Annotated in this window: 23 protein-coding genes; 2 read left to right on the forward strand and 21 right to left on the reverse strand. The window is 38.5% G+C overall.

The genetic code is table 11. The features are described from left to right. Positions 1-9: 9 nt before the first annotated feature. The 3 genes from ettA to CLV81_RS17505 form a co-directional block, all read right to left on the reverse strand. Positions 10-1,701 (reverse strand): energy-dependent translational throttle protein EttA, encoded by a 1,692-nt coding sequence (gene ettA / locus CLV81_RS17495; RefSeq protein WP_106146816.1) that lies wholly within the window; start codon positions 1,699-1,701, stop codon positions 10-12. A 37-nt stretch (positions 1,702-1,738) separates the two neighbouring features. Continuing rightward, entirely contained in the window at positions 1,739-1,915 is a 177-nt protein-coding gene (locus CLV81_RS20685; RefSeq protein WP_168796318.1) for a CAL67264 family membrane protein, read from the reverse strand. Positions 1,916-1,985: 70 nt separating this feature from the next. Then, the gene (locus CLV81_RS17505) at positions 1,986-2,969 is read right to left on the reverse strand and encodes a Gfo/Idh/MocA family protein (RefSeq protein ID WP_106146821.1); all 984 of its coding nucleotides are present in this window, start codon (positions 2,967-2,969) and stop codon (positions 1,986-1,988) included. 66 nt (positions 2,970-3,035) lie between these two features. On the opposite strand from CLV81_RS17505, the gene CLV81_RS17510 reads away from it, so the two are divergent. Further along, complete coding sequence (locus CLV81_RS17510) at positions 3,036-4,664, forward strand: acyl-CoA carboxylase subunit beta (RefSeq protein WP_106146823.1); 1,629 nt, start codon at positions 3,036-3,038, stop codon at positions 4,662-4,664. Here the strand turns inward: CLV81_RS17510 and CLV81_RS17515 are convergent, their stop codons facing one another. From CLV81_RS17515 to CLV81_RS17600, 18 genes are all read right to left on the reverse strand, one after another. Beyond that, positions 4,665-6,701 carry a YfaP family protein gene (locus tag CLV81_RS17515; protein WP_106146825.1) on the reverse strand — a complete coding sequence of 679 codons (2,037 nt, stop codon included), beginning with the start codon at positions 6,699-6,701 and terminating at the stop codon, positions 4,665-4,667. It lies immediately after the preceding gene. Positions 6,702-6,728: 27 nt separating this feature from the next. Beyond that, on the reverse strand, positions 6,729-7,877 hold the full coding sequence (locus CLV81_RS17520; protein WP_106146827.1) for a carboxypeptidase-like regulatory domain-containing protein: 1,149 nt from the start codon (positions 7,875-7,877) through the stop codon (positions 6,729-6,731). A 5-nt stretch (positions 7,878-7,882) separates the two neighbouring features. Continuing rightward, positions 7,883-9,673 carry a TonB-dependent receptor gene (locus tag CLV81_RS17525; RefSeq protein WP_146129937.1) on the reverse strand — a complete coding sequence of 597 codons (1,791 nt, stop codon included), beginning with the start codon at positions 9,671-9,673 and terminating at the stop codon, positions 7,883-7,885. A 78-nt stretch (positions 9,674-9,751) separates the two neighbouring features. Next, a complete protein-coding gene (locus CLV81_RS17530; RefSeq protein ID WP_106146831.1) occupies positions 9,752-11,098 on the reverse strand; it encodes a M24 family metallopeptidase in 1,347 nt (448 codons plus the stop codon). Positions 11,099-11,192: 94 nt separating this feature from the next. Beyond that, on the reverse strand, positions 11,193-12,620 hold the full coding sequence (locus CLV81_RS17535; protein WP_106146833.1) for a vWA domain-containing protein: 1,428 nt from the start codon (positions 12,618-12,620) through the stop codon (positions 11,193-11,195). Between the two features lie 11 nt (positions 12,621-12,631). Then, the gene (locus tag CLV81_RS17540) at positions 12,632-13,252 is read right to left on the reverse strand and encodes a TonB-dependent receptor plug domain-containing protein (RefSeq protein WP_106146835.1); all 621 of its coding nucleotides are present in this window, start codon (positions 13,250-13,252) and stop codon (positions 12,632-12,634) included. Between the two features lie 81 nt (positions 13,253-13,333). After that, on the reverse strand, positions 13,334-14,413 hold the full coding sequence (locus tag CLV81_RS17545; protein WP_313790291.1) for an AMP-binding protein: 1,080 nt from the start codon (positions 14,411-14,413) through the stop codon (positions 13,334-13,336). After that, positions 14,385-15,356, reverse strand: coding sequence for a CPBP family intramembrane glutamic endopeptidase (locus tag CLV81_RS17550; RefSeq protein WP_106146839.1), 972 nt, complete (start codon positions 15,354-15,356; stop codon positions 14,385-14,387). Before CLV81_RS17550 ends, CLV81_RS17545 begins: the two co-directional genes overlap by 29 nt. Further along, positions 15,347-16,399, reverse strand: a complete 1,053-nt coding sequence (locus CLV81_RS17555) for an o-succinylbenzoate synthase (protein WP_106146841.1) — start codon at positions 16,397-16,399, stop codon at positions 15,347-15,349. The genes CLV81_RS17550 and CLV81_RS17555 overlap by 10 nt, the downstream gene beginning before the upstream one ends. Before the next feature lie 51 nt (positions 16,400-16,450). After that, a complete protein-coding gene (locus CLV81_RS17560; RefSeq protein ID WP_313790292.1) occupies positions 16,451-18,499 on the reverse strand; it encodes a sensor histidine kinase in 2,049 nt (682 codons plus the stop codon). A 450-nt stretch (positions 18,500-18,949) separates the two neighbouring features. Next, the gene (locus CLV81_RS17565) at positions 18,950-19,705 is read right to left on the reverse strand and encodes a LytR/AlgR family response regulator transcription factor (RefSeq protein ID WP_106146845.1); all 756 of its coding nucleotides are present in this window, start codon (positions 19,703-19,705) and stop codon (positions 18,950-18,952) included. 33 nt (positions 19,706-19,738) lie between these two features. Continuing rightward, the gene (menA, locus tag CLV81_RS17570; RefSeq protein ID WP_106146848.1) at positions 19,739-20,647 is read right to left on the reverse strand and encodes a 1,4-dihydroxy-2-naphthoate octaprenyltransferase; all 909 of its coding nucleotides are present in this window, start codon (positions 20,645-20,647) and stop codon (positions 19,739-19,741) included. A 2-nt stretch (positions 20,648-20,649) separates the two neighbouring features. After that, positions 20,650-21,249 carry an SPOR domain-containing protein gene (locus CLV81_RS17575; protein WP_106147692.1) on the reverse strand — a complete coding sequence of 200 codons (600 nt, stop codon included), beginning with the start codon at positions 21,247-21,249 and terminating at the stop codon, positions 20,650-20,652. Positions 21,250-21,398: 149 nt separating this feature from the next. Continuing rightward, positions 21,399-22,229: a CvfB family protein gene (locus CLV81_RS17580; protein WP_106146850.1), complete on the reverse strand. Its 831-nt coding sequence runs from the start codon at positions 22,227-22,229 to the stop codon at positions 21,399-21,401. A gap of 77 nt (positions 22,230-22,306) precedes the next feature. Continuing rightward, positions 22,307-22,648: a DUF2853 family protein gene (locus CLV81_RS17585; RefSeq protein ID WP_106146852.1), complete on the reverse strand. Its 342-nt coding sequence runs from the start codon at positions 22,646-22,648 to the stop codon at positions 22,307-22,309. 46 nt (positions 22,649-22,694) lie between these two features. After that, positions 22,695-24,428 carry a 2-succinyl-5-enolpyruvyl-6-hydroxy-3-cyclohexene-1-carboxylic-acid synthase gene (gene menD, locus CLV81_RS17590; protein WP_106146854.1) on the reverse strand — a complete coding sequence of 578 codons (1,734 nt, stop codon included), beginning with the start codon at positions 24,426-24,428 and terminating at the stop codon, positions 22,695-22,697. A 41-nt stretch (positions 24,429-24,469) separates the two neighbouring features. Continuing rightward, a complete protein-coding gene (locus CLV81_RS17595) occupies positions 24,470-25,546 on the reverse strand; it encodes a chorismate-binding protein (protein WP_106146856.1) in 1,077 nt (358 codons plus the stop codon). Next, positions 25,527-25,949: a PaaI family thioesterase gene (locus CLV81_RS17600; protein ID WP_106146858.1), complete on the reverse strand. Its 423-nt coding sequence runs from the start codon at positions 25,947-25,949 to the stop codon at positions 25,527-25,529. The genes CLV81_RS17595 and CLV81_RS17600 overlap by 20 nt, the downstream gene beginning before the upstream one ends. Before the next feature lie 55 nt (positions 25,950-26,004). Here CLV81_RS17600 and CLV81_RS17605 point away from each other — a divergent pair, with 55 nt between their 5' ends. Continuing rightward, entirely contained in the window at positions 26,005-26,649 is a 645-nt protein-coding gene (locus CLV81_RS17605) for an alpha/beta hydrolase (protein WP_106146860.1), read from the forward strand. Positions 26,650-26,653 lie beyond the last annotated feature (4 nt).

A 26,653-nucleotide genomic window follows, 5' to 3' on the forward strand; every position in this document is an offset into this window, starting at 1 on the left:
TCTTCGTTTTTATCGAATCAACTTTTTATATTTGATGCGTTTAGGCATGATATCAGAGCCTAGACGCTTCTTTTTATTCTCCTCATAATCCGAGAAAGAACCTTCAAAGAAGTATACTTGAGAATCTCCTTCAAAGGCCAAAATATGTGTACAAATTCTATCCAAGAACCATCTATCGTGGGAAATGATTACGGCGCAACCGGCAAAGTTTTCAAGACCTTCTTCAAGTGCACGTAAGGTATTTACATCTAAATCATTGGTGGGCTCGTCCAAAAGCAAGACATTCCCCTCCTCTTTTAGTGTCATGGCCAGATGAAGCCTGTTTCGCTCCCCACCAGATAACATATTTACCTTCTTATTCTGTTCACTGCCTGAAAAATTAAAACGGCTTAAGTATGCTCTTGAGTTCACCTGTTTACCACCCATCATGACAAGTTCTTGCCCATCACTAAAGTTTTCCCAGATGGTTTTGTTGGGGTCAATATTGGAATGGCTTTGGTCCACATAGGCCAACTTCGCTGTATCACCCACTACAAACTCTCCTTTATCTGGAGTTTCTTCACCCATTATCATTCTAAAAATCGTGGTCTTACCAGCTCCATTCGGTCCTATTATTCCAACTATTCCAGCTTGTGGCAGGTTGAAGTTTAGGTCTTCATATAACAGTTTTTCCCCATACGCTTTGCTTACTCCCTTGGCTTCGATAACGTTGGTCCCTAAACGAGGTCCATTGGGAATGTAAATCTCCAACTTCTCTTCAAGCTGTTTTTGGTCCTGACTAAGCAATTTATCGTAATTCTTTAGACGTGCCTTCTGTTTGGTCTGTCGTCCTTTAGCTCCTTGACGAACCCATTCCAACTCTCTCTCCAACGTTTTCTGGCGTTTGGATGCCTGCTTGCTTTCTTGAGCCAGTCGTTTGGCTTTTTGGTCCAACCAACTGGAATAGTTTCCTTTCCAAGGAATCCCTTCCCCTCTGTCCAATTCCAAAATCCACCCAGCCACGTTATCTAGAAAATAACGGTCGTGCGTCACAGCGATTACAGTTCCTTTATATTGTGCCAAATGGTGCTCCAGCCAATGCACAGATTCTGCATCCAAATGATTGGTTGGCTCGTCCAAAAGCAAAACCTCTGGTTCTTTCAACAATAAACGACAAAGTGCCACCCGCCTCCTTTCACCTCCTGAAAGTACACTTATTTTCTTATCGGAATCAGGGGTTCGTAATGCGTCCATCGCAATTTCGAGCTTGGTATCCAATTCCCAAGCATTCGATGCATCGATTTGGTCCTGAAGGGTTGCCTGCTTGTCCATCAACTTCTGCATCTTATCGGCATCTTCATAAACCTCGGGCAAGGCGAACATATCATTTATCTTATTATACTCATCCAGAATAGCAACCGTTTCGGCCACTCCTTCCTTAACCACTTCCAAAACCGTTTTTTCCTCATCCAATTGGGGCTCTTGTTCTAAATATCCCACAGTGTATCCCGGGGAAAACACAACATCACCTTGGTAGTTCTTGTCCACACCTGCAATGATTTTTAAAAGCGTGGATTTACCAGAACCATTGAGTCCTAAAATTCCAATCTTCGCCCCGTAGAAAAAACTGAGGTAAATATTTTTGAGTACAGGGGTATTGGCCGTTTTGAATGTCTTGGTTACCCCAGACATAGAGAATATGACCTTTTTATCGTCTGACATTTTTTGGTGGTTTATAAGTAAAAGTGAAAATTGGAAATTATACTCTGCCCTTTAGCGCGTTGAACACCCATGCAATGGCGAAAAAGCCGATACCTACGGCGGCAAATCCATATCCCGCAACTTCATCGTATTTAAAGGCTCCCAATGCAATCATACCCAAGCCCACAAAAATCATTATCCAAGTGGCCCAGGCCAAAACAGTATTCTTGTTCATTCCCATATTTAAGGTTTCGTTAGTCAATCAAATATCGTAAAAAAAGGGAAAAGAGATGATTTTCCCACTCTTAAGATTCAAATGGAAACTTGGCACCGATTTGATGACGTATGTCGTTCAGCAACCTGGCTAAGTCCAAACTGTTTTGATGAGACCAGAGTTTACTTTCCATAAGCTTGTTTTTCAAACACTTATGCACTTCTTGAATTTCGTAGACAAAGCCATTGCCTTTGGTTGGAAGATTATACTTTTCTACTTCCTCTCCTTTCTTCAAAGTAAGGCCGTTTGCTTCATGCCACCTGGGATGAACAAATATTTCTCCGTGGGCTCCAGAGATTTCAGCCTCCATTTTGGATTCACCTTTAAGACCGGAATATAGCATGGAAAGTGCATTTTTATATTTGAACAATATGGAAGTTTGTGCCTCGGTCCCATTTTCAAGGAAATTTGCTTGAGCTTGTATTTTTTTGGGCATTCCCAAAAGAAGATAGGATAGAAATACGGGATAAATACCAATATCCAAAAGCGAACCGGAAGCTAGTTCGGGATTTAACAATCTTGATTCCTTTCCTCTATCCAAGGCATAAAAAGAAAAGTCGGCATGTAGATATGAAATTGGACCTATCTCATTGTTGTCTATTAGCTCCTTTGCTTTTTGTATGGAAGGATTAAATCTGGACCAAAGCCCTTCCATTAGAAACACACTTTCTTCTTTGGCAACTTTAATGATTTCTTCAACTTCTATCAGATTCACCCCTAAAGGTTTCTCGCACAATACGTGCTTTCCATTTTGTATTGCCTTTACGGATAGTTCCTTATGAAAAGTATGAGGTGTGGCAATGTAGACGACATCGACCACATTCGATTCAAAAAGCTCTTCATAACTCCCGAAGACATAACGTATTCCAAAATCTGACGCAAAACTCTTTGCCCTTTCCAAATTTCGAGAAGCCACAGCTGTCACCTCTGCATCTTCAAATAGCAATAAATCAGAAGCAAATTTTCTCGCTATTTTACCTGGGCCAATTATCCCCCATTTAATTTTCGGTTCCATACAACTCAAAAGTAATGATTAATACTCCGTATCTTTATCAGGCCGTTAGAAAACGCTTTATCTACTATGGATTTGAACTTCAATAAAAACGAAGACCACAACAAACTACAACTCTCAGAATTAAGAAAAAGACTATCCCAGGTAAAGTTAGGGGGTGGACAAAAACGTATTGAAAAACACCATGCCAAAGGTAAAATGACAGCCCGTGAGCGTATTACCTATTTATTGGATGATGGCGAGGATGCTATCGAGATAGGAGCATTTGCAGGAGATGGAATGTACGAAGAACATGGGGGATGTCCTTCCGCAGGAGTAGTTGTAAAAGTGGGATATATTCAAGGAAAACAGTGCGTTGTTGTCGCAAATGATGCTACTGTAAAAGCAGGTGCATGGTTTCCCATAACCGGAAAGAAGAATTTAAGAGCCCAGGAAATTTCCATAGAAAATAGACTTCCAATAATTTACTTGGTAGATAGCGCCGGTGTTTACTTGCCCATGCAGGATGAAATCTTTCCAGATAAAGAACATTTTGGACGTATATTCAGAAACAATGCCGTGATGAGCAGTATGGGAATAACTCAAATCTCTGCTGTGATGGGAAGTTGCGTAGCCGGAGGTGCATATTTGCCCATTATGAGCGACGAAGCTCTTATTGTGGATAAAACTGGGAGTATTTTTCTAGCTGGAAGTTATTTGGTAAAAGCAGCCATTGGTGAGAGTATTGATAACGAAACCCTAGGGGGCGCCACTACCCATTCTGAAATAAGCGGTGTAACAGATTATAAGGCTAAAGACGATAAAGATGCTCTGGACACCATTAAGAACATCGTGAGCAAAATTGGTGATTTTAACAAAGCGGGATTCAATCGTGTTGAATCAAAAGACCCAAGAGAAAACCAAAAAGATATCTATGGGATATTACCAAAGCAAAGAACTGACCAGTATGATATGCTGGAAATCATAAAGCGATTGGTGGATGATTCTGAGTTTGAACAATACAAAGAAGGTTATGGCCAGAGTATACTCACAGGTTATGCCCGAATAGATGGTTGGGCCGTGGGAATAGTAGCCAACCAAAGAAAAGTGGTAAAAACGAAAAAGGGGGAAATGCAGTTTGGAGGAGTCATTTATTCTGATTCTGCGGATAAGGCTACCCGATTTATTGCCAATTGTAATCAAAAGAAAATTCCGCTGGTTTTCCTGCAAGATGTGACTGGATTCATGGTTGGGAGCAAAAGTGAACACGGGGGGATTATAAAAGATGGGGCTAAAATGGTAAATGCGGTAAGTAACTCAGTGGTCCCCAAATTCACAATTGTTATTGGCAATAGTTATGGTGCAGGAAATTACGCCATGTGCGGAAAAGCCTATGATCCAAGATTCATAGTGGCTTGGCCCAGTGCTGAACTTGCCGTAATGAGTGGTAACTCTGCCGCTAAGGTACTTCTGCAAATTGAAAAAGCAGCTCTGGAGAAAAAAGGAGAAGCATTTGATGCAGAAAAAGAGAAAGCACTTTTTGATACTATCAAACAACGATACGATAATCAAATCTCCCCGTATTATGCTGCGGCTAGACTATGGACCGATGCCATTATCGACCCATTGGACACTAGAACCTGGATTTCTATGGGAATTGAGGCGGCCAACCATGCCCCTATTGAAAAACCATTTAATATGGGGGTCTTACAGGTATAGTCAGTCTATGGTGAACTTCGCCAATTGTTGCTTCTCGTTGGACTCTTCAAGCCTGACCATATATGAAGTTGATTTTTGATTGCTCTTTCCAAAGTTTTTGAAAACCGTGCACTTTACAAACGTTGGAGTTACATTATTGGTAATTGTGTTTCCTCTCGAGGTAATGTTCAGTATCCAATCTCCTACCGTTTCTGCACCTACAATCTCAAATTGTTCGGTAAAACATCCTTGTCTAATTTCTTCTTGTAACCTTCTACCATCGGCCTGCATGGTGTGTTCCCAATCAAAAAATCGTTTCTGCGGATTTACAAATTGAACTACGAACTCAGCTTCTGGATTGCTCCATTCCAAAACCAGTCTTGCGTTGTAGGTAATATTGTTCTGATATTTGATGTCGACCTTAGTAATGTCAAGGTCCTTTCTATGTTGATTTATTAAGTTTCGAATTTCTGCCCCAACCGACTTTTCAAATCCCTTAAGGTCTGGAACTGAATTGATTTTATCCTTAACCAGTACATTGAGAGTATTCAAAGCCATCTGATAATTTCCAAGTCTTCTATTGGATACCGCATAATCAAAACTGTTTTGCAGTTTGTCCGGATACGTTTCCGATAACTTGTTTACAATAGCTAGGGCTAATTGATGATTAGCGGTTTGGCTACTTTTCAAATATGCGGCACGTAGCATTTCATAACTTGGGGATTCCATTTCAAGGACATTGGATAAGATTCTGAAGGCAACTGTAGGTGAAGAAGCGTAAAAGAAGTCGAATACATCAACAAAGTAGTTTGGAGTATCCTTGTATTTGTCTCTCTGCTCTAGGTAAATACTATACGCACTTTGGACATCTTTTCCTTTTTTCAGTTCCTTTAGATAAGGGGTCACAAGCGCTTTGTTGTCTATCTTAATTTTTGAATCATAGTAATTATCCTTCAATTGCATCGCATTTGAACTCCCATTGGTCGTTTTACCATAACTGCCTGTTTTTGTTGTAATTAGCATTACTCCATTGGCCCCCTGGGTTCCATAGATATTAGTAGCCGCTAATCCTTTAAGAACGGTGATATCTTCTATGTTCCTCGGGTCTAGAAAACTGGTACTGAATACAGTGCCATTGTTTGATGATTGTGAGGGAGGCAAGGGAACCCCATCCACCACAATCAATCCGTAATTGTTTCCCAAAAGGGAATTGCTGGGTCGCATGACCACTTGGCTTAAATCATCATTTTGCCCGATGGTGACCCCTGAAAATTTTCCTTGAATCCCTGTGTTCAATGTTGTAGCTGCATCCAATAACTTCTCAGAGCCTATACTTTGGACAGCATATCCCACTGCGTCATTGTCCTTTGGACCTAGTGCTGTAGCTTCCAATTCTGTTGATTCCTTAATAGTTTCGGTAACCACTACTTCTTCTAACTGAACTCCCTGTTTCAAACCGGTAGCAGTTGAATCCAAAGGTTGTCTTTTCTTTTCTACAAGCTTCGAAGTGTTCTTCAAACTGTCTTGCTTTAGCTTTCTGAGATTTAGAAATTCAGCTTTACCTAAGATGGAAAACAAATTGATGGTCCTTTTATCATAAATCTTTGAGCTATTTATGACCACAGTTTTCCCCTGAAGTTTAGGATTTGTTGTTCCCGCATTCTGAAAGCCATCGGTAAAAATGAGATTATACCCCTCCACGGCATAGGGCTCAAGGTCAAGAAAAGAAGTTGCACCATCATATTCAAAAGCTTGGATTCCTTTTTTCAAAATCTCCCAATTTCCGTTGCTCACCGAATAATCTTCTTTAGAATGAACTGAATTGCTAAAACCAATTAGGGACACTTCTACGTTTGCAAATCGTTTAAAGTAGGCATCCAAATATTCCATTTCCAGTCCTGCATCCCTTTGTATTCTAGAACTTGAAGTGTCCCAAAAAATAGTGGTCTTCTGAGAATTTTGAGCATAAAAAACACTAATGGACAGAGCTAAAACAACAGATAGCAACAGTTTTTTCTTTGCCGAAGTTAATGCCTTGGGTTTTTTGATATTGAACATAAAAAAGTAACTAGACTGAAGTACGAATTATTTCTTGTCTAAACTCAACTGTACATTTAAAGTAGCTCTGTTTTTCATTTTAAAACATCTTGTTGTATAATTTGGTTTTTCAAAACAAAGAATATCAGTTGACTTGGCATAAATAGAATACGTTCCTTTTTCATCGGTATCCGCACTTTCCTTTGTCCTTGTATTAGTTACTCTAACTTGTGATAGCATTACACCGTTATTAATGACAAATCCATATATTCTGTACATTCGTTTTTTACGTCTATTTTCTTTCTTTATTATTCTCTCCGCTTCTTTTTTTGGAAGAAAGACAGATGTTTCTAGAAAATATGCCATTCCCGAATCGGATATCCATTCCCATTTATCTTGGCTTGCATATCGACGAAAAGAGCCCGTTTCATTATGTATTGCCGGAATTGCAAGAGCGACGGGGTCGTTTCCATAAACTTTTACCAGTTCCAGGGAAACTATAAAATCATCTTCTACAAAAATAGAATAGTCCGTAAGATTGATTCTTGGTTGTGAATCTTCTTTTTTCAGTTTAAATAATATATTCTTTCCTGACTTATTCAGATTGATTTTTGGGCCATCTTTTGTTCCTGAGATGTCATAAATGTTTATTCTTAAAAGCACACTATCCATTGGATTGGCTGCAATCTCAAATCCTAAGGTATTTAATTTTCTATAACCTTTTTTAACCCTAATGCGTGAAGCTAGTTCACCTCCTAAAGCAACGTTATCTTTCCAATAACCATAGGAGTTAGATCCAAAAGAACTTTTATTACCTACCAACTCATCAACTAATTCAGTTTCTATATTGGTAACCACAACTTCTTCAAGCCTAACGGCTTCGGGCATCAATTTTATCTCAGGATATTCGTTGTAAACAAATTCAACTTTTTTAACAGGTATTTCCAAGGGTTGATACCCCAAAGAGGAAAATAGTATGCTCTCATCAGACTGTAATTCATTGGCATCCAAAGGCAAATGGAAAAGTCCTTCCTCATCACTCACTGTGCCAACACCCTTATTTACAATTCCTATATTCACATAAGGAATGGGAGCATTCGTCTTTGCGTCTAATACCCTTCCTTTAAAATCCTTCTGTGCAGCAATCGTTAAAGGAATTGCAATGCAAAATAGTAAGACCTGCTTTAAACGCAACATGAATCCTAACTACCGCTTTTGGACGTTTTGGTTATTTGAAAAAGCTCACGATTGACATCTTTGATGTCCAGTTTAAAGACCCTGATTTCCTCTCGTTGGGACTTTGTGCCATAATTGTGATATATGGTAGTCTTTAAATATGAGGGGGTCAAACTCTTGTTGCCCAAATACTTTACGTTTATTTTCCATGTTCCGGTCAAGGAATCATCAATCAGATACTCAGAAGTTGAATACCCAAAATCCTTTTCTCTTTTTATGATATCGGGATTGGCCTCAAGACTATGGGTCCATGTATAGAACTGATTTTCTGGGTTTACAAACTGTAATTCAAATTCAGCTTCGCTATCACTCCACTCAAAAACCAACCGCGTACCATCAAAGTCCTCTCTATCTACTTTTATCTTTTTGCTTCTGGAGGAGCCCACCATATCCGTTTTTTCCAAGCTCAATAGATTGTTGAATTCTCTGTTTATCATGGTTGAGAACATGGCCGTATCTGAATTTAAAAAGCCTTCTCTCAACAAATAGAAGTAACGCGCATACAAAATCGCCGATTTTTTAGGTTTACCAACCCTACGATTACTGTTTGTTATATCCATATAGGATTGTAGATAATTAGGACGAAGTATAAAAACTTCCTTATAGGTTTCATTGGCCTTGTCATCGCGTCCTTGGGAATCGTAGATATAGGCCAAAGACTTTAAGTGAACAGGATTCGTACTAATATCCGAGTACCTTTCTTCGATAATTTGGTCTGCATACTTTTCTTCCTTCCAGGTATCATAAAAGTATTGATAGGAATCCAAAAGGAAATAAGGTGATGACGTATACTTTTGGGCATTTGCCTCATAAGAGGATTTGGCTTCTTCAAAAGAAGTAGCTTTCTTAAGTTCTTTAAGGTATTCTGGGGCATTGTTCAAAACGTTCTCAGCCGTCAGCGCCTTACCATCATAAAAGTTATTTTTAAGTCTCGCCCTATCAATAATGAACCCTTCTTTATCTCTTCGGGGAACTCCTATCCCATTTTTAGTATTTATAACCACGACACCTCCATTTCCAAGATTACCATACCTCACAGTACCTGCTAATGAAGAAATAATCCCAATACGTTCAATATTTTGAACGTCTATAAAATCTGGAAATTGGGTGAAGATTTGACCGTCGATATCAAAAATCGCCCTACGCCCCCTTATTCGAACACTTCTGCCAGTATTGACCCCGGACGCACCGGCAAAACCGGTTGATGCCCCCGCGGCAAAAGAAGTTCCAAATCCTAGTCCATCTGAGACCGCTATCCCCGGGAATCTATTGCGTAAAACATTGGCCAAGTCATACTCTCCTGGCAATATTCTGTCTGCGTCTATGGTACGAACTGTATATGCAACCAAATCTCTGTCCAAATACCCGAACACCGTATTGATTATACCTTTGTTGAAATAGTAATCTTCTTCCAATTCTTTTTGACTGGCCCTTCGTTTTTTAGTGACTGTTACATTATCCAATTTCTCAATTTTGGGAAACATCTCCAGATTTAAAATTCGCGTGACATCTTCTACACGAATTTGAATGGCCTCCATACCAGGGCTAGTATAATATAGGATGTCTCCTGCTGAAGCTTGGATTTTATACTTCCCTTCAGCATTAGGTTTTACGGAAGTACCTTGATTAATAATTTGGATATTGACATCGGACAATGGACTATCACCATCCGTTACGATACCAAAAATCCATCGCTCCTGTGAAAAACCAACAAATGACATACACAGAGCGACCAAAAAGATTATCGTTTTTTTCATAGCTAAATTTTTAAGTAACCTTATGGTTGTGAGAAAATTACATCAAAAAGATAATCAAACTCCTTACCAAGCACAATTTTAATTTCCCAAATGTTTCTTAATTCTAGGAACGAGAAGTAACTCTGTTTGTCTTCCATTAACATATCTGAATCCATCTTCACCATAGAATCCTGCTTCTTCCAACATGATTCGGATATCTCTTTTCCACTCTGGAATTGTAACTGTGGTATTTAACTCAATAGCATAAACAGTGTTGGGGTTTAGGGGATAGTTTTCTCCGTCATCTTTCATAACACCACCCTGTGCATCCCACATACCTATGGTCGTCCCTGCCGAATGGCCATATGTTCCCAAAGGGTGGGTATAAATAGCAGGGCGTAAACCCGCTGCTCGTCCATCTTCCAGAGATTTGGTCAATATTTCATTTCCAGTTCTACCTTGTATCATATTGGTTGTCAAAATATCTTGGACCTTGTTGCCTTCTTTCATTGCATCAATTAAAAATTTTGGGGCGTTTTTTTCTCCTGGTTTTAAAACATAAGCCAACTCTTGACAATCCGTATTGAGTCTTAAATAATTTATTCCCACATCACAATGCAATAAATCACCCGGTAAGATTACCATATCCTCTGGCCTCCCTGAAAATGAATATAAATGCCCAGACAACTCTTCGCTGGTTCGTTGAACATCAACCGTAGGGTGGAACCATGTATCAAGACCTAAATCCGTTATTTTCTGTCTCATCCACCATTCCACTTCTGATGTTGTGGTCACTCCTGGGGTTATTACTTTTTCGGAAAAGGCTTCTGCAATGATATCATGGGTAACATCCACGAGTTGATTGTACAATACCATTTCCCTTTCCGTTCGCGTTTCAATCCAACGAACTGCAAGTTGTTCTGCGGAGGTTACTTTGGAGTGATATTTTTTCGGAAGGTTTGCCATAAACTCATCATAATCCGTTTTGTCCAACCCGTCTGCAATATTGAAGTCTTTGGAAAAATTCAAGCCTATATTTTTCGGGTTACGTGCATCAATGAGTTGCATTAGACGTTTCCACTGGTTGGGCTCTTTCTCCTTATCCCAAGCAGAGCTAATACTTTTACCCACATTGTATCTTGCAACGGCCAACTTATCCATAGTTCCACTATCCTTATTTCTGTAAAACAACAATATGGTCCTTCGTCTCGCATTCAACCAAGTCGATGGAAGCATTGTCTTTAGCACTGGGTCTTCATTGTATTCCCTGGATATTAATATCCACATATCGATTCCTGCATCATCCATCAATTTAGGAAGTAGGGTATTAAAACGTTCCTCAAGGATTTCATCGACCACACGAGCGCGTTCAACTTCTGGGAGAATTTGTTGTGATATAGCCAAGATTGGACCTATCATCAATAGCAATAGAATTGTTTTCTTCATCTTTTGGTTTTTCTTCTCTCAAAATACACTATCTATATCTATTAAAAAAGAATCACAGAACTACATTTTGGCCATGTCACAAAACTTCTACTTCTTAAATCATGGCGTACTCATTTATTAACCGGACAATCAAGTTGTTCAATTTTTCTACTTTGTAATTGGATTTTGTGGGTTTTAAGTGTGGATTTCCAATTCCACTATCATCAGTCAGGAATACGTAAGTTCCATTCGTGGAAACACTAAAAAAACGCATTAAGAATTCAACTGTTTTATCAGCTCCGCTGGCAACTATCGGGATTATCTTTATCCCCATCTCCTGTGCTTTTCTGATTTCATTCCTTATGGTCATTACGTTCTGTTCATTCCAATGGGGCGGTGCGTCCAGAAGAAGAAACATAAGCTTTGCCCTTGCCTCTTCATCCCAATTGTTCAGTAACGACTCCTTAAGTGCTACTTCCACTGCTTCTTCATAATCTCCTCCACCCGTTGCATATTGTTTATCTAAAAATGCTTGTACTTTTTTGATATCCGAGTTAAAATCAAATTCCCTTACGGTATATTCATCGCTAACATCCCGATAAAATGTTAAAGCCACCCGTTTTTCTCCGATGTTTTGGTCTACCCTACTTATAATGTTTTGGAGCTCCGCTTTAAGATAGTTCATTTCGTCACCCATGGAACCAGTAGCATCAATGGTGAACATAATATCGACATTTTTAGATTCAGTTTGTTTGCTGAAGGTAAAAGCTAGTTCTTTCGTGCTGGTTTTAACTTTTCTTCCTAAAATTTTATCATTGTGAAAAACCTGAACATAGTAGTACTCTTCAATGGTACTGCAATTCAAATCTCTGAATAATACAGATTTGCCAGTAACATCGGTTCTGGATACCATTTCAGCTTTTATTCCTGCTTCCTTTTCCGCGAAAAGAACAACTTTTACATTGTTTATGGGTTCACCGTCATTGTCCTTAACCATTACTTCTATTTTGTGCTCTAAATAGAAACCCCAATCCTGTTGAATCTTTTTAAACTTTTTTTGCTTAAGTACACTTAACCATTCTGAATAGTCTTTGATGTCATTGATTTCTCCTGCAGTAAGTACTCCATAGGGATAGTTCCCATAAGACTTCGAACCGCTCGCACCACCCTCTCCATAGTCCGAAACAGAATAACCGACGGCGTCTCTTGATTTTCTTGAACCATAACCTGTAATCACAACTTCCTCCAACAACTTCAAATCTTCTACCAATTCAATCGTTAAGAATTTCTCAGGTTCTTCAATCGTTACGTAATGGTCTTTATAACCTATGAAAGAGAAAACCAGAATTTGTCCCTTTGATACTTCAATCTTAAAGTTTCCTTCAAAATCGGTTTGAGTTCCTTTTGCGGTTCCCTTAATGACAACATTGACCCCAGGTAAGGGTAAGTTAGAATCAGATACATTTCCCGAAACAAATGATTTTTGGGAATTCCCGATAAAAGGAAGCACGAAGACAATACATAATGCGATTAGATTTTTCATAATTTCAAGGTTTAGTTGGTTCTATATCCATTTAAAAAGTAGTTGGTTCCTGCCGCTGAAGGGGCCACATGAATGGCTTCAATATCCTGCGGATTAAGGGTATTCAAAATTGAAGCATCCACGCGTATTCCGTCCAGCAGTATAATTGGAGCATCGTTACCACGAATTCGGATTGCTGGGGTTGAAAGTGAATTGATGTTATTGGATATGGTCAATGATGGAATCTTAACCTGAAGGGCGTTAAAAATATCTTGCTGGATAACCCAACCCTCATTCTTTATAGAATACACTTGAAAAGGCAACTTTTCAAACTCATCAATTTTCTTAAGATCTTTCGTGTTTTTTGTCTGGATAATAACTACACCATTACTACCGGATTCTCCATAAAGAGCACGTGCTTTTTCGCCCTTTATGACATCTACGGAAACAACATTATCCGGGTCAAGGTTTTTAACGACACTTTTATCCGAAACGGGAATGCCATTTACCACATATAATGGTTGCTTATCTTCATTACTATCTGAAGTGTACTGATTAAGTGAAGCGGTTTCTACTTTTTCTGAAGTTTGACTATACAAAGAGGCAGTCCAACCACTGACTGCAAAGAATAAAATGAGAATACTTGTTTTCATAAGGCTTGGTTTTATGTTTAAACAAACCTACATGCGAATCCTCCCAAAGGAAAGTGAGGATTAGGGAAGTACCCTTTTCAATTAGGGAAATGAATTTTTTATCAAATCCAATGTTTTATCACGTTGAACTTTCCCCGTTTTTGTCTCAATAAATTTCTTCGTACTGAATATTTCTTTGGGAATTTCATATTTCCCGAGTAATGGTGATTTTGCAATGGCTTGGCTTAGATTATTTGTTTTTACTTCACCCTCTACTACAAGAATAAGCTTTTGTCCTAAGGTTTCATCAGGAACACCAATTACAAAGAATCTGTTTTCAACCATTGAAGACAGTTTCTTTTCAATCTGTTCGGGAATGAGCTTAATTCCCCCGGAGTTAATCACATTATCATACCTTCCCAGCCATTTAAAACTGGTTTTTGAAGTCAACTCAACTAGGTCGTTGGTCACAACTGGGTTACTGGAAACCTTTGGGGCCTTCAAAACCAGACATTGCCTATCATCCTGTGAGATTTCAACAAAGGGCAATAGCTTGAAATCATTATCCGTGGTAGGACTTACTTGCCTTACCGCGACATGGGTTATTGTTTCAGTCATCCCATATGTTTCGAACACTCTTGATGGAGCTTTTTTCAACTTTTTCTCCAAAGAAAAAGATATCGCCGCTCCACCCAAAATCAAGGTTTTAATATCACCTATTTTTTCTAAAGATTTTTCTGCTTGTAACGGAACCATGGCACAGAAATCATAAGTGCACGAAGTATGTAATAAAGGTCGGGATGATGGCATCACATAATCCAATCTTAACCCTAAAACCATAGCACGAACCAGCATCATTTTGCCTGCAATACTACTTACTGGAAGACACAACAATGCTGTATTACCTGCTTCCAGGCCAAAATATTGTCCAGTGGCCATGGCGGAATTTAGCATTTGACTTTTTTGGAGAGTAATTTTTTTTGGCGCCCCTGTCGACCCTGAAGTATAAACATCCAAACTGGGTTTGGGTGAGCACCAATCCAAAAGGAAATCTCCAATGGGTTTCTCAAAGTCTTTTCCCTCCTTTATCAGACTATATGCCACTTCCAACAATGCTTCCTTTGAATGGGAAACACCATTTAGCGCAAATTGCTTATGAATGTTCTGCCAACTGGGATTCACTATCTTCTAAAGTCAAGAATTCTTCTTTTGACAACACTCTACCAAAGAGTTTTTCTTTCCAATTGCTCCATTTATACCTCTTTGAAAAAAAGAACAACAACAAAGGAAAAACAACAAAAACCGGAATCAATATGTCCCATCCCAATACGGGGTCTGAGATATCCTTGTAAACAGAATCTGTTTGAAAAGCAGTCCAATCTGCTGTGACAAGTAATGCCGTAATCAGATTGTTGGCAGCATGAAAACCCAATGCTAATTCCAATCCTTCATCCATCAAGGTGAGGATTCCCAGGAACAGTCCAGTTCCAATGTAAAAAATCATGATTCCATACCCGAGTTTCTCCACTTCAGGATTAAAAAGATGTAATGATCCAAAAAGTAGAGAAGTTACGACCAAAGGAATCCACTTTCTTTTGGCGGCAATTCCAAGACCTTGCATTAGATATCCTCGCATGTAATATTCTTCCATACTGGTTTGTATTGGAATCATGATAACCGCAATGGCCAGTAAAATAAGAAAAGGTTGAAGGTTAAAATTGAAAACATAGTCGTCTGGAGAAAGGTACACGTCTATCAGAATAAAGGCTATGGAAACAATTCCCCAGAGCAAAAAGGAGAAGAAAATCCGGTTCCAATCCGTTTTCCTTCTAGATGTGGTCAAAGATGTTATTGACTGTCTATGCACCACCTTAACAAAGAAAAGTAGGGCAATCAGTCCAACAGCGAAAGTAAGGAGCATAAGGAACAAAAATGTGTTCACTCCCAACACTTCAGACATAGCGCTAATATCACCTGAAGCCATTGCATTCATTCCTGAATTCATAAAAAGTGCGACCAACAAAGGAATAGACCCAACAAATTGCCAAACCACGAAGACGGAGAAGAACCCTAAAATATATCTCCAAAATTCATGAAATCCTTTGTATCCCTGTTCTATGTACATAATTCGTGTATTAAATTCTGTTTCCAGTTTTTGTTTTTTCTATAAAACAATTTACCATCGGCAACCTCAAGAGGACTTTCCAAATTATTGGTATAAAGACTTCCTGTTCCTAAACCTTGAAGCATTCTAGTGTTCAAAGTATAGGTCCATTGCGCTATAGCATTTAATCCAACATTGCTTTCCAAAGCACTGGTCACCCACCATCCAATCCGATATTCTTTTGCCAAATCTATCCATTCCTGCCCTTTTTTGAATCCGCCCAGCAGGCTAGGTTTCAAGATGATGTATTGTGGCTTTACGGTTTGTAGTAATCGTTCTTTTTTTGTTACATCAAAAATGCCGATAAGTTCCTCATCCAAAGCAATCGGCAATGGCGTTTCTTTGCACAAAGTAGCCATACGCTCCCATTGTCCTTGTTTTATCGGCTGCTCAATGGAATGAATTTCATATTCAGCCAATTGTTTTAATCTGTCTAAAGCTTCGTCAGGAGAAAAAGCCCCATTGGCATCCACTCTTAGTTCAATCTCTGATGATGAAAACTGCTGTCTAATTGATTTAAGAATGGATAATTCAGTATTAAAATCGATAGCTCCAATTTTCATTTTAATGCATCGGAAACCTTCTTCCAGTTTTTGCTCCAACTGGGATAACATAAATGCTTCATCACCCATCCAAATAAGGCCATTAATGGAAATAGGGACCTCGTTTTCAACAAAGTGGGAAGGAAATAGAACGAATGGATTGTCTGCTTTCAAAGATATAAAGGCTTGCTCTAGGCCAAATTGAATGGAAGGAAATTCATTTAGCTCTGAAAAAAGAACTTCAAATCCCAAGTCGATATTTTGACATACCCATTGAAGCTTCTCCCCAAAATTGGGAACATCATCAAAGCTAAGGCCCCTTAGAAGTCCACATTCCCCAATACCTTGAATTCCATCTTCTTCAAGAATGATAAACCAAGTTTCTTTTTCTTCAAGAATTCCCCTTGAAGTTCCACTAGGTCTTTTAAAATTAAGGATGTAACGTGTATAGGTAGCCTTCATGCAGTGTTCCCAAATTTAGGTATAAAATGGGACAAACTCCACAATTAGAAACTAGCTGAAGTTGAACCAAAAACGAACCCCTTCAGAATCTCGGTCTATGTTCAACTTGGACTGTAATTGATTCACCAATCGATTCATCAATCGAATACCCATGGAAGAATTAGTGCGCTCATCCGCATCTTCTGGCATACCTACACCATTATCGGTATACTCAAAATAGCCTTGGTCTCCGTTTTTACGGAGGTGGATATAAATCTTCCCATTTTCGTCGCTCTCTGGAAAGGCATATTTGAAAGAATTCGATACCAATTCATTGAGAATCAATCCAAAAGGAATGGCGCGGTCAATGTCCAGTTCCGTACCTTCGGCATCTATGGTAATGCTAATGTTATGACCTCCTTTTTTATAAACCGATTGCACGCTGTTGATTAAGCTTTCTATGTAACCCTGCATTTCAATTACGGAAAGATCGTCGTTTTGATACAGTTTTTGATGAATAAGGGCCATTGCCTTTACCCTACTCTTTCCCTCTTCCAAGGCCTCAATTGCAGATTTACTGCGAGTGTTTTTCGTCTGTAAACTTAAAAGACTTGAAACCATTTGCAGATTGTTTTTCACTCTATGATGAATTTCCTTCAGTAACGAATCCTTTTCAATAAGTGAATTTTCAATTATGTGCTTCTGCTCGGCAATCAGTCTTTGGTTCTTAATACTTTTTAGATAAGCGTAAACCAATCCGGCAAATCCCAAAAGGGTAAAAATCAAGGATATGAAAACTAGATTGATGCGTTCATCCTTGGCTTTCATCTCATTTCTTGCCTGCTCATTGATACGTTTCTGCTCATCGATAAGGCGTTGTGAGTTTTCTAAATCTTCATTGGCAACAATAGTAACCAATTGTTGTTTGAGCAAAGAGGCTTGTTTCTGATTTAGGGAATCTTTGATACGCTCATTTCTGCGATAATAGGTCGCTGCATTCCGATAATTCTCTACGCGATCATAAAAAGAGGCCAACAGCCTATTCCTTTTTATGTCCTGAAGTATGGATGTATTGTCAAAATCTATATCCAAGTTTTTCTTCGCTTCCCTGAACCTTTCTAGTTGTAGATTTGCATCCGCTAAATCCAAGGTATTGTCCACCACTTCTATCTGATGGGAATTAACCGGAGATGTCTTTAAAACTTCTATACTGCTTTCCAAAAGTGGGATAGCTTCCTCAAATTCACCCAAAAGCACGTGGCACTTGCCAATGTTCCCCTCTATCTCGGCCTTCAGAAATTCGGTGTCGAATAATTCCTTTTCGGTTTTTTGTTTGGAAATATCATTAATGAAAACATCCAGATACGCTTTGGCCTTCTTCAATTCACTAAGTGCAGTAGGTGCAGAGTTATCCAATCGTAAATAGTTTCCAACCTTGCTATGGTATTTTGCCAAGCCATAGGAATCATTGTCCGCTATGGTAGGCTTTACCTCCATTATATATTGGTTACGTGCTTTTCTATGAAGACCTAGGTTACTGTAAATGTCATAAAAGGCCACATTCTCGGTGATACCCAACTCCCTTTTACGTTTTCTAATTACAATTTGCTTGTCGTAGAGCTGTAACTTGGCATAGTTGTCGTCCAACACATCCAAAATCAGTTTTTGGGAAGTAATGTCCAGAGTGTCGCTTGATTCGAACAATTCCCGGGCCAAAACAATACTCTTATCGTAATCGCCCAAGTCGTTATAAATCTGGGCTTGCATCAATTTGTACTGAAGTATAGCTGTATCGTCGCTTGTTTTTTGCGAATTTCCTAAATACACTTTGACCGTATCCAACCAATCGTATGCCGAATTGATGTTATAGCGGTCCATGGAATTAAAAAAGATATTGAACCGTTCCTCTGGTGCTTCGGCATTCTGAAATTCCTGTAAAACTGACGGTTCATCCGACTCTTGAGAGTAGGTCGATGAAATGAAGAAAAAAAGAAAAAGATATCCTGCTAACCCCCCCTTAAAGTAAATGTTCATTCTCCTCAATAGATAGTGTTCCTTACCGAATCGGAATCCGGTAATCATATTCTTAGTATGTTCCTTATATGAAATCGTTCTTTTCAAGGTTTTCTTAGGCTAAATGTTTCAGATTTGGGGGGTACCTATTTTTTTACCATCCACTCCTAATAGAGAACGTTCATTTTATCTCAAAATTAAATTGTTGAGAACTGAGATGTCGAGTATTGTTGTGAAAGTGTCCATTTATGTTGTGTAAGACATTCCCTTGTATATGAAAGTGTATTTTATCGATGTTTTAAGCACTTGATAGAGCTAGTATTGACCATATACGTACCCAAAAACAAAAAAGGCCTTGCTAACCAAAACAAGACCCTTTTACGAGAACACTATATGAAAATGAAAAAATTACTTTCTGTTTTAAATACATAGCTAAAGTACACCCGGATTGGTTTTCTTGAAAAGAATTGTTGCGAAAGCGAAAAAAACTGTGGTGAGCTCGTTTTATCGTATAAAAAAAGCGCCAAAAGGCGCTTTTATATCATTTCCCTATACTCATCAGCTGTTCATGGAAGAAATAATAAATTCCTTGAAGTCTTTAGAGATGGGTATCAAATTATTGTTGATTACAATATCCTTGGAGTTGATAGCGTCTATATGGTCCACATTCACTATGTAGGATTTGTGGGCTCTGTAAAACTTGTTTTTTGGCAACTTCTCCAAATAATCCTTCAAAGGAGAACGAACCAAGAACTTTTTATCAGCGGTGTTTACTTCTAGGTATACATTATCCGCTTTGATGAATTGTATATCGCTGAACTGAATACGGTAATATAGGTGTTGTTTCTTTACAAAAATAGAATCCTTCAATACAGAATTTGAAGTGAAAGCATCTCCTTCGTTGCCTGCAATTTCTTTGGTATTCTCTTTACGTGAATAGTTGAAATTGGATAATGCAATTTCTATAGAAGTATACAAATCCTGCTGTTCAAAAGGTTTTACCAAGTATCCATCAGGCTTCACTGTTTTTGCATTCTCCACGGTTGCTCTATCCGAATTGGAAGTAACAAAAATGAATGGAATGTTATAATGCTGTCTAATATGTTTGCCCAGATCAATTCCCGTTTTATCAGAAGCTAAAATGATATCAATCAAAACCAAATCAACTTCGTTGTTTTTTAGGACATCCACGGCTTGTTCATAGACAATGACATTGTCCACTATTTCATAACCGATTTCCTCCAACATGGACTGCATATCATCTGCGATGATCACATTGTCCTCTACAATCAATATCTTAATGGGGTTTTCCAAGTTTAGTCTCGTTTAGATAGTTAGCAATCAAAATTACAAAAAATAATTTACGGCGATTAAAAACAGAATAGAGAGCAGAAATGTGCTCAACGCCAATTTCTTTAATTCTCCATCTAATTCAATAGGTTCAGTAGTACGCATCACCTTAATCAAATGTAGGAAAATAGGGGCAAATGCCAGAAAAAACCAACCACCTGCAATAGGAATCTTTTCAAGCCAACTATAAAAGAACATGGAAAGAAAACTGATAACAATCAAAAAGAGATGATACCTTTTTCCATTTTCAAAACCCATCTGGACCACTAAGGTATTTTTGCCAGACTTTTTATCTGAAACTATATCTCTCAAATTATTCAAGTTTAAAACTCCAACACAAAGAAGTCCTATTGTGATGGCAGGCAAGACGGCAATCCAATCCCATGTTTTGGTATACAAGAACAGGCTGCCCAACACACCCAGTAAACCAAAGAACATGAATACCGCTAAATCGCCCAAGCCTTGATATCCATATGGTTTAGTCCCCATAGTATATTTTATTGCCGCCCAAATACTCAGAATTCCTAAGAAAGTGAAAATCAAAAAATAGGAAATGTACGCTACACCAAATGCTACGTAAAGTAAAAGGAGTGCCAAAACAAGACTAATCGCTGATGAAACCAGTATGCCCATCTTTAGACTTTGTTTGGAAATCAAGCCGGACTGCAAAGCTCTAGATGGACCGATTCTATCCTCATTATCCGTACCCTTAACACCATCACCATAATCATTTGCAAAATTTGATGTTATCTGAAAACCTACAGTGGTCAGTAAAGCTAAAATGAGTATTTGACCATTGAAAGCCCCATCAGAGATAGCCAGGGCGGTACCCATAAGTATTCCAGAAAGTGATAGAGGAAGTGTCCGCAACCGAGCGGCCATCAACCAAGCCTTAAAAGGATTCAATGCTAATAGGGGTCTTCTATCTTAAGTCTTTTACCATCCTTATATGAGGCAACAAACGCATCGTTGAAACCCATATTTACTAGCTGTTTTCTAAAAATTTGGGCTTCATCCAAGGTTTCAAAGGTGCCTAAGGAATATGCATAAAATGGATTGGTTTTTACAAATAAGGTATTGGTCAATGCTTCAGAGGCTAGGGTCACATTGTTATCCACAAAGGATTTTACCTGAACCGAGTAAATGGTTTCCTTATCCAAAAATTCTTTTGCCAAATAGAATTCCTTTACCAAACTTAACTCTCTGTTCTGTTTTTGTAAGTTGCTTATTCTTGTTCTGAACGTATCCAAGCTGTCTACGGCTTCTGAAAGGATTTCCTCATTCTTAAAATTGGCAGATGTTGTTAGGCCAGAAAAATAAGACCAAAGTCCAAAAATACCTAATAAGATGGCAGCTGTAATTCCACCAAAAATATTCCTCTGTAGTTTTAGTTTTTTTAAATCTTTGTTCTTGAATTTAATTTGGTCTAAGAGTCTCTCATTGATGATTTGTGCTTTATCAACATCCTTGTGTAATTCCAGCAAATCACTTTCTTCAATAAACGGCATATTAGGGAGGTTTTTTTGTTCGAAGTAGCGTAAAAACATCTACATCAGCTACTTACTCTAGTCCTTACAAATGTAAAATTTTTGTAAACACAAAAAAATTTAGCGAAACAATTTTGTTTTTAAATTATTCACCGAATCAGGACTGGTAATCATTTAATATAGATACCGTCTTCCTTTATCATGATTTTTTTTGCCTTGTACAAGCCACCGATTGCCTTCTTAAAGGCCTTCTTGCTCAGATGCAAGGTTTCTTTAATTTCCTCAGGGGAGGATTTGTCATGAAGTGCTAAAAAACCATCGTTTTCCTTTAGCTTCTCATATATAAATGTCGCTGTAGGTTCCAGCATGGATACCCCTATGGGTTGAAGGCTAACATCAACCTTGTTATCCGGCCTAACATTTTTTATATATCCTTTTAAGCGCATACCGATGCTAAGCGGTTGGAAAACATCGCTTTCAAAAACCAATCCTTTATATTGGTTTTCTATGATAACTTCCCAACCCAATGGGGTTTTTCGGTATATCCAAATATCCACTTGGGTGTTTACAGCAATATCAAATGCAGTATTGGACAAGAACCTATTTAATCTACTTGTTGCTACCAAACGAAATGTTATCTCGTCAAGAAAACAATACACCAGGTACTTCTTTCCTTCTTCCATGCGTACCTGTTGTTCTCTAAATGGCACCAGTAAGTGTTTTTCCAGACCCCAATCCAAAAAAGCACCAAAAGCTCCAACTTCCTTAACCTCTAAGTAAGCAAACTCTCCCCGTTTAATTAAGGGTTGTAAAGTGGTTGCAATAGGACGTTCACTACTGTCCAGATAACAGAACACTTCCATTTTTTCATTTATCTCAAAATCTTCTGGAACATATTTGTTGGGGAGTAAAACCTCCGTTCCCTCATCATCACCTAAAAAAAGTCCGATTCGTGTGCTACGAAGCACATTTAAAGTGTTGTAATTTCCCAGTTCTATCACGGGACCAAAGGTAGGTTCAAAATGGACATAAAAAAAGCCACCTAAATTGGGCGGCTTTGTAATCGTTCTGTTTGGTACTAATTATAAATGGACTCTTTGCCAAAATGTTTTGCCAACATATAATAAATCACGGCCCTGTGCTTGTTCTTATCTGACCTTCCGTATTTGTCAATAACGCTATTAATAGCGTCCATTAGCTCTCCATTATCGGAAAGGCCAAGCTTCTTTATCAAAAAATTATTTTTGACTGTTTCCAGTTCTTTTTCATCAGAACCAGAAACCTTGGAGGCATCTGCATTATAAATAGCGGGGCCCAACCCTAAAGCTACTTTATTCAACAAATCCATATCCGGGGCTTCTCCAAACTTGTCTTTTATATCAGCCGCATACTTTACTACCAATTCATCTCTTCTACTCATAATAGTTAGTGTTTATTAAGTGTTAACAGGAAAAATACTCTTGGTTCTAAGATATGAAATCGAAATAATCAAGCAAAATTTTATCATTTTGCAATCTTGGGGTAAAGACTTCTAAAATCTTCGGCGTATCAGAGCTTATATAAAAGCTTTCAAGTTCGTTTTTCAAATCCTGTTTGTTTGACACATTCGCATAGTCCAACCCATACATCATTGCCAAGTTATTCGCATTCAAACTATGGACAGTTTCAAAATAGGAAGAGAATTCATCTGTTTGTTCACTACCTGGTAGAATTCTGAATATACCTCCCCCACCGTTATTGATTAGAATAATCCGAAAATCACTTCTAAGGTTGTCAAACCAAAGACCATTACTATCATAAAAAAAACTGAGATCTCCTGTTATTAAAACTGTTGGTTCAGGATAATAAATTGATGCCCCCACAGCGGTTGATGTACTACCATCAATTCCACTGGTGCCCCTATTGCAAAACACACTAAGGGTTTCGTTCATGGGAAACAACTGGGAATACCGAACAGTTGAGCTATTAGCGAGGTGGACTTGATAACTATCTGGAATGGAACCTTGGATTTCATTAAATGCCCAAAAGTCAGAGAACCCGATTTTTTCCAAATACGCTTCCCTCCTATTCTGATAATGATTTTTCACTTCGTCCCATCTGAGTCTAAAACCCTCTTTTTGTTCCCAATGAGGCAGATTGTTTAAAAATGTATTTGGTTCTGTTCTAACATGGGATGATAAACAAAAAAAAGTATCATAAGCCTTATTCTTGCCCACATGCCAATGATGTTTGGGTTTATACTTTCTTAGAAAAGCCTTGATTTTTTTGGAAACAATCAGACCACCCAAAGTGATAAGAACATCCGGTCTTAATGCTTCGAATAATTCGTCCCTAGCTGCTGATTTTTCAATTGGGGCAATAATACTATCGATGCTTGCGAAAAACCGGGAATCGTGAATATTGGATGTGGTCTCCGTGAAGACCAAAGTAGTGGAATCCAAAGCCAATTTGTCCAAAACAGATTTGCTCAGAACATCCGGCTGCTGCACTCCAATGAGTACCATTTTTCTGGGAGATGTTGACCAAATGTTTGAGTATTCTTCTAAATCATAGTTTGCCGGATTGGAGTCCTCTGTGCGAATATCCCCTGTAACTTTTATTTCTGGTTCTTCGGTTTGACCATATAAAGGTTCTTCAAATGGAATATTGATATGAACCGGAAGGTTTTCCGAGCTCACTAGCTGCAAAGCGCTAATTATCTCCTTTTTATTGTAAACTTCAATTTCTTGTTGAGAATGGGACAAAAGTGACTCATCGAACTCTTTTATTGTCTCCGTGGAATGACTTACATCCAGTTTTAGGTTTGCCTCATAACCGATATGCTTCCCAAAAGCATGAGATTGCTGAATGGTTTGTCCATCTCCCACATCAATTTTATATGGCGGTCGGTCTGCAGAAACCACAATCAAAGGAATTTCACTATAAAATGCTTCAGCCACCGCCGGATAGTAGTTCAAAAGGGCACTTCCAGAGGTACATACCACCGCAACGGGTTCCTGTAGCTGTCTTGCCATTCCCAAAGCAAAAAATGCCGCGCATCGTTCATCCACAATGCTAAAACATTTAAAAAAAGGATTTTTGGAAAAGCCTAAAGTAAGAGGTGCGTTTCTTGAGCCTGGTGAGATGACAATGTTTTTGATTCCCTTGGCCTTAAAACTTAAAACAAGAAGTTGCGCTGAGGGGATTTCTGAATACATCATGCTCTACAAAAATACGGCCCAAAATGGTATTACTCCAAAACCTATTCAGGAATTTGAAGTAACCTCAACATGGTTTTGCTTTTGTTTTGAATTTCTTCCCATTCCTTCTCTGGATTCGAATCTGCAGTTATTCCCCCACCTACATAAATCGAAGCCCCATTTTGGGTCAACTCCATACAGCGAAGGTTTACATATAAAGAAGTATCTGGAGATTCTCCCATTGACAGTTCGCCCAAGAACCCGGTATAGTATGCTCGGTTATACCCTTCATGTTCCAAAATGAATTTTTTGGATTCATCAAAAGGCAATCCACACACAGCAGGTGTTGGATGCAAGGATTTGACAATGTCCTTTAACGAGGAATTTAATGACAGTTTAGCTCTTAGTTCCGTCTTCAAATGCCAAAGTAATCCCGCTTTTGAGCTTTCCGGACCGTTTACTTGTAAATCATCAACTTCTTTTAATAATCGGTTTTTGATGAAATCCGTTACCATTGCCTGCTCATCCAACTCTTTTTGTCCCCATTCTGGATGAGCATTCGGTTGATATGGCAATGTTCCTGCCAGCGACATGGTTTTTACTTCATCGTTTTCTACTTGAAGGAAAGTTTCAGGGGAAGCTCCGCACCAAAGTCCAATTTTAGGGTGAAAAAACAAATAACAGAATGCTGATGGATATGCGTTCAGCAGGCGCAAGACTATATTTTCGGGAGAGATTTGATGCTTAATTTCAATTTTTCGTGATAATACCACTTTCTCCAAATCTCCTTTGGCAATGGATTTCAATCCCTTTTCAACTAAATCCAAATGGATTGATTTCCCAGTTTCAGCAAGTTTCAATCCACTAGCCCCCTTCTCTTCAATAGGGATTAGATAAGTGGCGCTTAATATTTTGTCTGGTCTTAACAATACCGCATTATCCCTTAAATCAAAAGGGGCGAAAACAAATCCGGTATTTTCAAAATCAGAAGTAAAAAGAAGCTGGTCAGAATTTTGGAAAACCGCTTTGACCTTCTCTTGATTGGGCTTTCTGTAGAGGCAAACAGGAAGTCTTTGCTCTATGGCATTTTTGACTTTATCAAGTAGATGCTGAAATTCCTTATTTTCTGGGTAGAGCAATGGTGGTCAATTTGCAATTCGATACCAAGTTTCCTTCTTCATCGGTAATTTTAATCTCCCAGAGTTGTGTGGTTCTACCTTTATGGATGATACTTGCCTTGGCAAACACGAAACCTTCTTGAACCGATTTTACGTGATTGGCGGAAATCTCAATCCCACGGACAAAAAATTCTTTGGCATCTAAAAAAACATAGGATGCGGCACTACCTACACTCTCCGCCAGTGCAACGGAAGCTCCACCATGAAGAACACCATCGGGTTGATGCACCTTAGGACTTACAGGCATTCGAGCGGTGAGGTAATTCTCTCCTACATCAACGTACTCTATTTCTAATGTTTCCATCAAAGTGTTTTTGCAAATGGAATTGCAAATAGATAGAATTTTTTCCCTGTGCTCGGTCATCCTTTAAATTTTTGTAAAATTACGTAAAGCTTTTACAATAGATTCCCGAATAGCTATGTCCATCCAAGAAAAGAACGTCACTTACACCACACAAAATACCTATGCAACTCTCAATCAATTAAATGAAAACACAAAATACGTTTGGTTGGTATTTCACGGGATAGGCTATTTAAGTCGGTATTTTTTAAAACACTTCAATGGATTAAATCCCGAAGAGCATTATGTTGTAGCTCCCCAAGCTCCTTCCAAATACTATTTAAAAAATGAATATAAGTATGTGGGTGCAAGTTGGCTGACCAAGGAGAATACGCTCACCGAAACAGAGAATGTTATGTCCTATTTAGAGCAGGTATTTAAGTCGGAAAACATTTTGGACCATCCAAACTTGATAGTATTTGGTTTTTCGCAGGGCGTTTCCATTGCTTTAAGATGGATGGTAAGAAATCAAGTTCAACCCTCTGCTCTAGCCCTTTATGCCGGTGGTATTCCCAAAGAACTGAAAAGTGAAGATTTTGGTTATCTGGATTACTCCAAAGTCAAAATTAAATCCATTTATGGGGACAAAGATGAATTCTTGAATCCGGAAAGACTGAAGATGGAAAAAGAAAAGCTGAATGCTTTATTTCGAGGTAATTTTGAACTTATCAGTTTCGACGGAGGTCATGAAATTGTACTTGGGATAATCGAAAATATGATATAGCAAA

This window comes from Flagellimonas meridianipacifica (assembly GCF_003001695.1).
Lineage (GTDB): Bacteria > Bacteroidota > Bacteroidia > Flavobacteriales > Flavobacteriaceae > Flagellimonas > Flagellimonas meridianipacifica.

Bases quoted from the DNA above. Each gene is read 5' to 3' on its own strand.
- ettA (WP_106146816.1), bottom strand. From the start codon at position 1,701: ATGTCAGACGATAAAAAGGTCATATTCTCTATGTCTGGGGTAACCAAG.
- CLV81_RS20685 (WP_168796318.1), bottom strand. From the start codon at position 1,915: ATGAACAAGAATACTGTTTTGGCCTGGGCCACTTGGATAATGATTTTT.
- CLV81_RS17505 (WP_106146821.1), bottom strand. From the start codon at position 2,969: ATGGAACCGAAAATTAAATGGGGGATAATTGGCCCAGGTAAAATAGCG.
- CLV81_RS17510 (WP_106146823.1), top strand. From the start codon at position 3,036: ATGGATTTGAACTTCAATAAAAACGAAGACCACAACAAACTACAACTC.
- CLV81_RS17515 (WP_106146825.1), bottom strand. From the start codon at position 6,701: ATGTTCAATATCAAAAAACCCAAGGCATTAACTTCGGCAAAGAAAAAA.
- CLV81_RS17520 (WP_106146827.1), bottom strand. From the start codon at position 7,877: ATGTTGCGTTTAAAGCAGGTCTTACTATTTTGCATTGCAATTCCTTTA.
- CLV81_RS17525 (WP_146129937.1), bottom strand. From the start codon at position 9,673: ATGAAAAAAACGATAATCTTTTTGGTCGCTCTGTGTATGTCATTTGTT.
- CLV81_RS17530 (WP_106146831.1), bottom strand. From the start codon at position 11,098: ATGAAGAAAACAATTCTATTGCTATTGATGATAGGTCCAATCTTGGCT.
- CLV81_RS17535 (WP_106146833.1), bottom strand. From the start codon at position 12,620: ATGAAAAATCTAATCGCATTATGTATTGTCTTCGTGCTTCCTTTTATC.
- CLV81_RS17540 (WP_106146835.1), bottom strand. From the start codon at position 13,252: ATGAAAACAAGTATTCTCATTTTATTCTTTGCAGTCAGTGGTTGGACT.
- CLV81_RS17550 (WP_106146839.1), bottom strand. From the start codon at position 15,356: ATGTACATAGAACAGGGATACAAAGGATTTCATGAATTTTGGAGATAT.
- CLV81_RS17555 (WP_106146841.1), bottom strand. From the start codon at position 16,399: ATGAAGGCTACCTATACACGTTACATCCTTAATTTTAAAAGACCTAGT.
- CLV81_RS17575 (WP_106147692.1), bottom strand. From the start codon at position 21,249: ATGCCGTTTATTGAAGAAAGTGATTTGCTGGAATTACACAAGGATGTT.
- CLV81_RS17585 (WP_106146852.1), bottom strand. From the start codon at position 22,648: ATGAGTAGAAGAGATGAATTGGTAGTAAAGTATGCGGCTGATATAAAA.
- menD (WP_106146854.1), bottom strand. From the start codon at position 24,428: ATGATGTATTCAGAAATCCCCTCAGCGCAACTTCTTGTTTTAAGTTTT.
- CLV81_RS17600 (WP_106146858.1), bottom strand. From the start codon at position 25,949: ATGACCGAGCACAGGGAAAAAATTCTATCTATTTGCAATTCCATTTGC.
- CLV81_RS17605 (WP_106146860.1), top strand. From the start codon at position 26,005: ATGTCCATCCAAGAAAAGAACGTCACTTACACCACACAAAATACCTAT.